This is a genomic window from Ideonella azotifigens (genome assembly GCF_021043325.1).
Classification (GTDB): domain Bacteria; phylum Pseudomonadota; class Gammaproteobacteria; order Burkholderiales; family Burkholderiaceae_C; genus Ideonella; species Ideonella azotifigens.
This window is the reverse complement of sequence record NZ_JAJNKD010000017.1, coordinates 123692-132605: the sequence shown is the minus strand read 5'-3', so window position 1 is coordinate 132605 and position 8914 is coordinate 123692. Positions and strand designations below refer to the sequence as shown.

Genomic DNA, 8914 nt, shown 5'->3' with positions numbered 1-8914 from the left:
AGCATGGACGCCAACACCTCAGCGCCCCCTCTGGATGCCAAACGCATGGGGACATTCGAGTTCTCGCGCACCATCGCCGACCTGCCCGCCCCCAAGGGCTTGCCGCTGGTCGGCAGCCTGCTCAAGCTCAGCGGGCGCCAGTTCCACCTGACGCTGGCGGACTGGATTCGCGAGTTCGGTCCCGTCTTCCGGCTGGATGTGATGGGCCACCAGCTGATGGTGCTCTCCGAGCCCGCAGCCGTGGAGGGCCTGCTGCGTGACCGCCCGGACGGCTTCCGGCGCACCTCCAACCTCAAGACCAGCATGGGCGAGCTGAAGATCGCTGGCGTCATCACCGCCGAAGGCGACGACTGGCGCAAGCAGCGCAGGCTGGTCATGGGCGGGCTGAACGCCGAGGTCGTGCGCAACTTCTTTCCGACGATGGTGGTCATCACCGAGCGGGTGCTGCTGCGCTGGAAGACAGCGGTGGCAGAGGGCCGGCGCATCGACCTGCATCGCGACCTGAAGGCGATGGCCCTCGATGTGATCGTGGCCATTGCGATGGGGCAGGATATCGACGCCGTCAACGACGACGGCAACCAGGTGCAGCGCGACATCGACAACATCTTCCAACGCCTGGGCGCCCGCAACGCCACGCTGCTGCCCTATTGGCGCCACTTCAAGCTGCCGGTGGACCGCGCGGCCGACAAGTCGGCGGACGACATCGAGCAGGCTGTCATCGGCTTCGTCAAGGATGCGCGCGAGCGCATGGCGCAGCAGCCGCAACTGCGCCAGAAGCCCGGCAACATGCTGGAGGCGATGATCGCGGCGAGCGAGAACCCCGAGTCCGGCTTCACCGACCAGGAACTGATCAGCAACGCCATCATGAGCGTGATCGGCGGCGAAGACACCACCGCCAACTCGATGGCGTGGATGATCAACCTGCTGGCGCAGAACCCCGAGGCGGCCGCCACGCTGGCCGCCGAAGTGGACGCGGTGCTCGGCGACGCGCCGGTCGCCCGCGAATGGGAGTGGCTGAAGCAACTGCCGTATCTCGAAGCGGCCCACAGCGAGACCCAGCGGCTGCGGGCGGTGGCGCCGTTCATGGGCTTTGCCAGCAATGCCGACTGCGTCGTGGCCGACACCTTTGTGCCGAAAGACACGGTGATCTTTGTCGCCAACACCGGGGCCAGCCAGGACGAGGCGCACTTCCCTCAGCACGAGCTGTTTCGCCCGGAGCGCTGGATCTTCGACGGCAAGCCTTCGCGGGAGGAAGACCCTTCGCGCAAGGTCTTCCCCTTCGGCGCCGGCCCCCGCCTGTGCCCCGGCCGCTTCCTCGCGCTGACCGAGATCAAGATGGTGCTGGCGATGCTGGTGCGCAACTTCGAACTGGTGCCGGACCTGGACGCGCCGCCGGTCGAGCAGCTGTTGAATTTCTTCGTCGGCCCGAGCGCGGTGCCAGTGCGGCTGAAGCTGCGCGCCCGCTGAGTTGAGGCATTGATGAATTCCAACCCCATGCGTTTCGACTTCGGCATTGCCAGGCGCGTGCTGCAGGTTTCCGTGCCCTTGATGGGCTCGATGGTCGGCAACCTGATCATGATGCTGGTCGACCGCATCTGCCTGGCACGCTACTCGGACGACACGCTGGCCGCGTCCGGGCCGGCGATCTACACCGCCATGGCCATCGTCGGCTTCTTCACCGCGTTCGCCGGCTTTTCGAGGTCCTGCGTCGCCCAGGCCTTCGGCCGATCAGGGCGGGACGAGGCGGCGTACCAGGCGGCGGTCGGCATGGTGGTCGCGGCCGTGCTGGCCGCGGTCCTGGTGCTGCTGGCGCCGGTGATCGAGCTGATTCCTCGCTTGAGCAACAGGCCGGCCGCCATCACGGCGCTTGAATCGCAGTTCCTGTACTGGGCCGCGTATTTCGGCAGCGTCATGACCTTGAACATGTCGCTGTCGTCCTATTTCAGCGGCATTGGCCAGACGCGGGTCACGCTGATCGCGGGCCTGATCGGGCAGGTCGTGGAACTGTTCATGACGGTTGGCCTGGTGTTCGGCAAATTCGGGCTGCCCGAGCTTGGCATGCGTGGCTCGGCCATCGGCACCTTGTTCGGCACCTCGGCGATGCTGGTCTTCTACTTGTCCCGGTTGCCGCAGGAGGTCTGGCACCAGCTCACGCAACGCGTCTTCAAGCGCGGGGCGACCGTGGTGGCCGACATGATGCTGCGGGTCCGGCGGGGACTGCCGCTCGGGGTCTCTGCCGGTGTCGACAACCTCGGCAACGCGGCCTTCATCTGGATGATCGCCGGCCTGGGCGCGATTGCGCTGGCGGCCAACAACGTCAACCTCACGGTCAACTACATCGGCATCGTGCCGCTGATCGGGCTGGGCATCGGCTGCAGCGTGCTGTGCGGCAATGCCATCGGCGCGAACGACTTTTCGCAGGTGCCCAGGATCATCTTCGTGACCTGGGTGATCGAGCTGGCCTATGTGGCGGTGGTGGCGCTCTTCGAGATCACCATGCCGGAACAGCTGCTGAACCCCTTCGGCCTCAGCCACAAGCCTGAAGCGATCCGCAGCGCGGCGGTCGGCACGGCCCAGGTGCTCTGGCTGTATGCACTGGCCTTCACCTTCTCGATGACAGGCGCGGCCGTGCTGGAGGCCTTCGGCCTGACCAGGTTCCTGTTTGCCACCCGCCTGGTGCTGATGTGGGCCTTCAGCATCCCGACGATCTACTTCATGACGCTGGGGCGCGATGGCAACGCAGACTTCCTGCCGATCTGCTGGGTCGTCGGTGCGTTTTTCGAGGGGGTCATCGGTGCGATGTATGTCTGGCGGATCTGGACTGCGGTGAAGCATCGCCAGAACGCCATCGCGCTGGCGCCCGCCGGCGCCTGACCCGCCGCCCTGTTTGCCAACAGGGCCGGCGCAGGGGCTGGCTGAACTCCATTATTTCCATTAAAATGGAAGAATGGAAGAAGAGATGGCCGTCAAGTCCCTCGCCGCGCTGGCCCAGCCGATGCGGCTGCGCATCTTTCGTGCGCTGGTGGTGGTGGGCGATGCCGGCATGACACCCGGCGCGATGCAGCAAGGCCTGGAGATTCCGGCCGCCACGCTGTCCTTCCACCTGAAGGAGCTGCTGCACGCCGGCCTGGTGACCCAGGAGCGCGCCAGCCGCAACCTGATCTACCGGGCGGCCTACGCCCACATGAATGCGCTGCTGGCCTTCCTGACCGAGAACTGCTGCCAGGGCGAGGCCTGTGGCGCCAATGGCGCCGATGCCTCGGCTGCCTGCAGTTGCTGACTTCATTTTTTGAACCTGCCGACCATGACCGTCAACGTGCTGATCCTCTGCACCCACAACTCGGCCCGCAGCGTGCTGAGCGAGGGCATGCTCAACCACTGGGCCGCCAGGCTCGGCAAGGACGTGAGGGCCTTCAGCGCCGGCAGTGCGCCCAGCGGTCGGCTCAATCCGTTTGCCCTCGAAGCGCTGACCCACGCAGGTGTGGATGTGACCGGCTACCGCAGCAAGAGCTGGGAAGAGTTCACCTCGCCCGAGGCGCCGCCGCTGTCCATCGTCATCACCGTTTGCGACAGCGCCGCGGCCGAGCAGTGCCCCGTCTTCTTTGGCGCGAATGCCGATGGCGGCCAACCGGTGAAGGTGCACTGGGGCTATGCGGACCCGTCGAATGCACAGGGCGGAGACGCCGGCAAGCGGCTGGCTTTCGAGCTGACCCGCCAGGCCATCGGCTACCGCATGCTGCAGTTGCTGCAACTGCCTCTTGAAACCTTGGACAAGGCCGAACTCCGGGCCGCCCTGAACGCCATTTCGGCCAGCTGACCATGAGCGCAAGCCAACTCTCCGGCGCAGCAGCGCCCAAGGCCGCATCGGCCATCTCCTTTTTTGAGCGCTACCTGACCGTCTGGGTTGCGCTGTGCATCGTGGCGGGCGTTGCGCTGGGGCAATGGTTGCCGGGCGCGTTCAAGGCCATTGCAGCGATGGAAGTGGCCCAGGTCAACCTGCCTGTGGGTCTGCTGATCTGGGTCATGATCATCCCGATGCTGCTGAAGATCGACTTCTCGGCGCTCGGCCAGGTCAAGGCTCATGCCCGCGGCATTGGCGTCACGCTGTTCATCAACTGGGCTGTGAAGCCGTTTTCAATGGCCTTGCTGGGCTGGCTGTTCGTGCGCCATGCATTCGCGGCCTGGCTGCCTGCCGACCAGCTCGACAGCTATGTTGCCGGCCTGATCCTGCTGGCCGCCGCACCCTGCACCGCGATGGTCTTCGTCTGGAGCCAGCTCTGCAAAGGCGACCCGTACTTCACGCTGTCGCAGGTGGCCTTGAACGACGCCATCATGGTGGTGGCTTTTGCGCCCATCGTTGCGCTGCTGCTGGGCCTGTCGTCCATCACCGTGCCCTGGGACACGCTGCTCACCTCGGTGGGCCTGTACATCATCGTGCCGGTGGTGCTGTCCCAGCTCTGGCGCAAGGCGCTGCTGGCCAAGGGCACGGCGTACTTCCAGGCGGTTGCGTCCAGGTTGGGTCCGTTCTCCATCAGCGCACTGTTGCTGACCCTGGTGCTGCTGTTCGCCTTCCAGGGCCAGGCCATCCTGGATCAGCCGCTGGTGATTGCGCTGCTGGCGGTACCCATCCTGATCCAGGTGGTCTTCAACTCCGGCCTGGCGTACCTGCTCAACCGCAGGCTGGGGGTGCAGCACTGTGTCGCCGGGCCGTCGGCGTTGATAGGCGCCAGCAACTTTTTCGAGCTGGCCGTGGCCACCGCCATCAGCCTGTTTGGTTTTCAGTCGGGCGCGGCGCTGGCCACCGTGGTCGGCGTGCTGATCGAGGTGCCAGTGATGCTGGCAGTGGTCGCCATCGTCAACCGCAGCCAGGCCTGGTATGAAAAAGGTGCACCGGCATGAGCGCGATTCCCGAAGGCACGCAAGGCGTATTCCCTGCACTGGATGCGGGTCTCTTCGATGTGCCGACCCAGGAGCGCCTGGTGGTGCCGCAACCTTCACGCCACCGGCCGCGCTTCCTGATGCTTTATGGCTCGCTGCGCGAGCGTTCGTTCAGCCGGCTGCTGACCCATGAGGCGGCCCGTTTGCTTGAAGCGATGGGTGGCGAGGTCCGCATCTTCGACCCGGCCGGTCTGCCGCTGCCCGATGGCGCGCCGGACAGCCACCCCAAGGTCCAGGAGCTGCGCGAACTCGCCGCATGGTCCGAAGGCATGGTCTGGACTTCACCGGAGCGCCACGGCGCGATGACCGGCATCATGAAGGCGCAGATCGACTGGATCCCGCTGTCGGTTGGTGCGGTGCGGCCCACGCAGGGCAAGACGCTGGCGGTGATGGAAGTTTCCGGCGGCAGCCAGTCCTTTAACGCCGTGAACCAGATGCGCGTGCTGGGCCGCTGGATGCGCATGCTGACCATCCCGAACCAGTCCTCGGTGGCCAAGGCCTTTGCCGAATTCGACGCACACGACCGCATGAAGCCCTCGGCCTTCTACGACCGGGTGGTGGACGTGATGGAAGAGCTGTTCAAGTTCACCCTGCTCACGCGCGACCTGGGCCCTTACCTGGTCGACCGCTACAGCGAGCGCAAGGAGAGTGCCGAGGCCCTAAGCAAGCGGGTGAACCAGCGCGCGATCTGAGCACCTGCAGTTCACGGGGCCCGGCCCCGTTTTTTCCCACCAAGTAGTTGCTGTTGACAACCAAAATCATGAGGTCTACCGTGCGCCTGCATGGTTGCTATTCACAACGAGATGCGCACAGACGTGCAGGACGGCGCTCCGGTCACCCAGGCGGCGGTCACGACGGCCAATCACGGCGGCCTGCTGCGCGAGGTTGCCCGCATGTACACGCGGGCGCAGCGGGTCGTGGCCGACTGTTGTCGCACCACCAGCACGCAGTGTCACCTGCTGACCGAGCTGGGACGCACCGGCCCCTTGCCGCTGGCCGAACTGGGCACGCGGGTCAGCTTGGAGAAGAGCTGGGTGTCGCGTGCGGTGGAGGCCATGGCCAGGCGTGGCTTGGTGACCAAGGAGCCGAACCCGTCCGACGCAAGGAGCTGGCTCGTCACGCTCACCGCCGAAGGCAAACGCACTGTGCTTGAGCTGAACCAGACGCTCGACGCCCACGCCGCGCAGTTGCTGTCATCGCTGAGCGAGCGCGACCGCCGCCAAGTCGAGCGCTCCCTGTTGCTGTTGATGAAGGCCCTGCGCGCGGACTAGGCGGCGATGTGTTGCCTGCCTGCCAGCGAAGCCGGGGCCGAACCGGTCAAGGACTCCCAATCATGTTGCTGACGTCACCCATCCTCCTGCGGCAGGCCACGGCCGCCGACTGGCCTGCCGTCGAGGCGCTGCTGCTGGCCAACAAGCTGCCGCTGGACGGCGCCCGCGACCACCTGGGCACCTGCCTGCTGGCCACGGCCAACGGCGAAGTCATCGGCTGCGCCGGCGCAGAGGTCTATGGGCACGTGGCGCTCATGCGCTCGGTCGCCGTGGCGCCGGGTCTGCAGCAGCAGGGCATCGGCCGCCAGTTGGTTGAACGGCTCATCCTCGAAGCGCGCAGCCGCGGCATCGGTACGCTGTACCTGCTGACGGTCACCGCGCCGGAATACTTCGCCGCTTTCGGCTTCAAGCGCAGCAAGCTCGACCAGGCCCCGGCAGCACTGAAGGCGTCGCAGGAGCTGCAGGGCGCCTGCCCAGCGTGTGCGGCATTCATGAGCCTGCCGCTGCAGGCGCAGGCGACCAAGCCAGCCTTGCTGGACGGCTTGCCGGTGGCGGTGCTGGGGGCCGGGCCGGTTGGCCTGGCTGCGGTGGCGCGGCTGCAGGAGCGCGGGCTGCGGGTGGTCGTGCTGGAAGCCGGGGACCGAGTGGGACAGAACCTGCTGGCTCACGGGCATGTGCGCCTTTTCTCGCCATGGCGCTTCAATGTGGACGAAGCGGTGGCCCGGGCGCTGGCCGCGACGGGTTGGCAAGCGCCGGCGCCCGCAGGCCTGCCGTTGTCCCGCGAAGTGGTCGAGCAGGTGCTGCAGCCCTTCGCCGCGTTGCCGCAGGTGCAGGCGGCGCTGCAACTGGGCACCCGTGTCACGGCCATCAGCCGCGAGGGTTTCGACAAGGTCAGGAGCGACGGCCGGGCGCAGGCACCCTTCGTGATCCATGCGCTGAGAAGCGGGCAGGCTGTGCAGTTCCGGGCTCGCGCGGTGATCGACGCCACTGGCACCTGGGCCACCCCGAACCCGCTGGGAGGCAACGGCCTGGCGGCCGATGGCGAAGGCGAGGCCAGCGGCCAGATCTTCTACGGCATTCCCGACGTGCTGGGCCGGGACCGCACCCGGTACGAAGGCAAGCGCACGCTGGTGGTGGGTGCGGGCCATTCCGCGGCCAATGCGCTGCTGGACCTGGCCGCGCTGGCCAAGGCTTCGCCGACGACGCGGCTGGCCTGGGCGGTGCGCTCGACAGTGCCGCAGCGGGTCTATGGCGGCGGCGTGGCAGATGCGCTGCCGGCACGCGGCGAGCTGGGTGCGGCGCTGCGTCGCCTGCGCGAGAGCGGTGTGCTGGCCTTCCACAGTGGGGTGCGCATCACGGCCATCCGGCGGGCTGGCGCGCAACTCACAGTCGAGGGCCTGGACCTGCAGCAGCAGCCGGTGCGCATCGAGGGCCTCGACGAGATCGTCTGCGCGACCGGCCAGCGGCCCGACCTGAACATCACGCGCGAGTTGCGACTTCAGCTGGACCCTTGGCTCGAGTCCACCCAGGCGCTGGGCCCGCTGATCGACCCGAACCTGCACAGCTGCGGAACCGTCCGGCCGCATGGGCACCGTGAGCTGGCCCACCCTGAGGCGGACTTCTACACGGTGGGGGTCAAGAGCTATGGCCGTGCGCCCACCTTCTTGATGGCCACCGGTTTCGAGCAGGTGCGTTCGGTGGTGGCCGCCATCGCCAGCGACCTGCCTGCTGCGGACCGGGTCGAGTTGGACCTGCCGGAGACAGGGGTGTGCTCGTCCGACTTTGGGGTGAAGTCAGGCGCTGCGCTCTCCGGCGGCTGCTGCGGTCCTGCGCCAGTGGCCAGCCCGTCCATCGCGTTGGCTGCTGCGGTGACACCGACGGCATCGATGACATTGACGACACCGGCTGCACCGATCGCACCCACCAAGGGCTGCGCGTCTTCCGGCTGCGGGCCCAAGCCGGAGCCCGCAGCCGCGTCCGCCACGGCGCCGGCCGGGGCACCGAGCGCGCGCCGCTGCTGTGGCTGAAGCAGCCCACGATGGCCCTGGTGCCAGGCCGGCGGAAGTCGCGGCGCTGGGATTGGCCCAGACACACTGGCCTGGGCCTCCTCGTACTACCTGCCGGCGATCCTAGCCCGGCCGATGATTGCCATGGACCCCACGATCACCGCCATCCGCATTGCAACGCCAGACGATGCACCGGCCATCGCCGCCATCTATGCCCCCATCGTGCAGGACACCTGCATCTCGTTCGAGCTGGTGCCGCCGACGGTGGAGGAGATGCGGGCGCGCATCAGCGCCACCTTGCAGGCGCTGCCCTGGCTGGTCAGTGAGGATGAGGCCGGCCGGGTGAGCGGCTATGTCTACGCGAGCAGGCACCGGGAGCGAGCGGCTTACCAGTGGTCGGTCGACACCACGGCCTACGTCCGGGCCGATGTGCGGGGACAAGGTGTGGGCAAGCAGCTCTACGCGGCCTTGAAGCGGGTGCTGGTCGACCTGGGCCATTGCCAGGCCTTTGCTGGCATTGCATTGCCCAACGCGGCCAGCGTGGCGCTGCATGAATCGGTGGGTTTTGAACTCATTGGCGTCTACCGCAAGGTGGGTTTCAAGCATGGCGTGTGGCACGACGTGGGCTGGTGGCAATGTCCGTTGCAGCAGCTGGCGTCGCCCGGCGCACCGAGGCCGATGGCCGCGACCTGATCCGCG

The 8914-nt window shown here is 67.1% G+C and carries 9 protein-coding genes; all 9 read left to right on the top strand.

From position 1 onward, the window contains the following. Positions 1-3: 3 nt before the first annotated feature. A complete protein-coding gene (locus LRH25_RS26540) occupies positions 4-1467 on the top strand; it encodes a cytochrome P450 (protein ID WP_141287429.1) in 1464 nt (487 codons plus the stop codon). 12 nt (positions 1468-1479) lie between these two features. Then, the gene (locus tag LRH25_RS26535) at positions 1480-2874 is read left to right on the top strand and encodes an MATE family efflux transporter (RefSeq protein ID WP_211361365.1); all 1395 of its coding nucleotides are present in this window, start codon (positions 1480-1482) and stop codon (positions 2872-2874) included. Positions 2875-2947: 73 nt separating this feature from the next. Further along, positions 2948-3280 carry an ArsR/SmtB family transcription factor gene (locus LRH25_RS26530; protein ID WP_141287428.1) on the top strand — a complete coding sequence of 111 codons (333 nt, stop codon included), beginning with the start codon at positions 2948-2950 and terminating at the stop codon, positions 3278-3280. A 24-nt stretch (positions 3281-3304) separates the two neighbouring features. Further along, positions 3305-3817, top strand: a complete 513-nt coding sequence (locus tag LRH25_RS26525) for an arsenate reductase ArsC (protein ID WP_141287427.1) — start codon at positions 3305-3307, stop codon at positions 3815-3817. Positions 3818-3819: 2 nt separating this feature from the next. Then, positions 3820-4899: an ACR3 family arsenite efflux transporter gene (gene arsB, locus LRH25_RS26520; protein ID WP_141287426.1), complete on the top strand. Its 1080-nt coding sequence runs from the start codon at positions 3820-3822 to the stop codon at positions 4897-4899. Beyond that, positions 4896-5630, top strand: coding sequence for an arsenical resistance protein ArsH (gene arsH / locus LRH25_RS26515; protein WP_141287425.1), 735 nt, complete (start codon positions 4896-4898; stop codon positions 5628-5630). Before arsB ends, arsH begins: the two co-directional genes overlap by 4 nt. A gap of 111 nt (positions 5631-5741) precedes the next feature. Next, positions 5742-6209 (top strand): MarR family winged helix-turn-helix transcriptional regulator, encoded by a 468-nt coding sequence (locus tag LRH25_RS26510; protein ID WP_141287424.1) that lies wholly within the window; start codon positions 5742-5744, stop codon positions 6207-6209. 62 nt (positions 6210-6271) lie between these two features. After that, positions 6272-8236: an arsenic resistance N-acetyltransferase ArsN2 gene (arsN2, locus tag LRH25_RS26505; protein WP_231012847.1), complete on the top strand. Its 1965-nt coding sequence runs from the start codon at positions 6272-6274 to the stop codon at positions 8234-8236. Positions 8237-8359: 123 nt separating this feature from the next. Next, entirely contained in the window at positions 8360-8908 is a 549-nt protein-coding gene (locus tag LRH25_RS26500; RefSeq protein WP_141291898.1) for an arsinothricin resistance N-acetyltransferase ArsN1 family B, read from the top strand. Positions 8909-8914 lie beyond the last annotated feature (6 nt).

Bases quoted from the DNA above. Each gene is read 5' to 3' on its own strand.
- LRH25_RS26500 (WP_141291898.1), top strand. From the start codon at position 8,360: ATGGACCCCACGATCACCGCCATCCGCATTGCAACGCCAGACGATGCA.
- LRH25_RS26540 (WP_141287429.1), top strand. From the start codon at position 4: ATGGACGCCAACACCTCAGCGCCCCCTCTGGATGCCAAACGCATGGGG.
- LRH25_RS26535 (WP_211361365.1), top strand. From the start codon at position 1,480: ATGAATTCCAACCCCATGCGTTTCGACTTCGGCATTGCCAGGCGCGTG.
- arsN2 (WP_231012847.1), top strand. From the start codon at position 6,272: ATGTTGCTGACGTCACCCATCCTCCTGCGGCAGGCCACGGCCGCCGAC.
- LRH25_RS26530 (WP_141287428.1), top strand. From the start codon at position 2,948: ATGGAAGAAGAGATGGCCGTCAAGTCCCTCGCCGCGCTGGCCCAGCCG.
- arsH (WP_141287425.1), top strand. From the start codon at position 4,896: ATGAGCGCGATTCCCGAAGGCACGCAAGGCGTATTCCCTGCACTGGAT.
- arsB (WP_141287426.1), top strand. From the start codon at position 3,820: ATGAGCGCAAGCCAACTCTCCGGCGCAGCAGCGCCCAAGGCCGCATCG.
- LRH25_RS26525 (WP_141287427.1), top strand. From the start codon at position 3,305: ATGACCGTCAACGTGCTGATCCTCTGCACCCACAACTCGGCCCGCAGC.
- LRH25_RS26510 (WP_141287424.1), top strand. From the start codon at position 5,742: ATGCGCACAGACGTGCAGGACGGCGCTCCGGTCACCCAGGCGGCGGTC.